The following is a 237-nucleotide window of genomic DNA, read 5'->3' on the forward strand; positions in this document are numbered from 1 at the left end:
TGGTCGGCACCGTCGTAGCCATAGGTGGGATTGACCGGCTCGATGTCCTCGGCGCTGAACCAAAGCCTGCGCGCAAGAAAATCAGCACGGTCGGTCAGATAGTGCGGGGTGAAGTCGCCGTTGCCCGTCGCGGGATCGAAAAGGTCCAACTCGCCCTTCACGTTGAACGCACTGTAGTCGGCGCCAACCAGCGCAAAGGGGTTGAGCGCTTGAAGCGCGTAGCGGGTCGCCAGGCCC

Annotated in this window: 1 protein-coding gene; it reads right to left on the reverse strand. The window is 62.9% G+C overall.

Annotated elements, in window-relative coordinates; genetic code table 11:
* The coding region (locus ACTFO6_RS19710) for a hypothetical protein (RefSeq protein WP_439935985.1) at positions 1 to 237 on the reverse strand (237 nt) is incomplete at both ends.

Source organism: Pelomicrobium sp. G1, from assembly GCF_051905455.1.
Classification (GTDB): Bacteria; Pseudomonadota; Gammaproteobacteria; order Burkholderiales; family UBA6910; genus Pelomicrobium.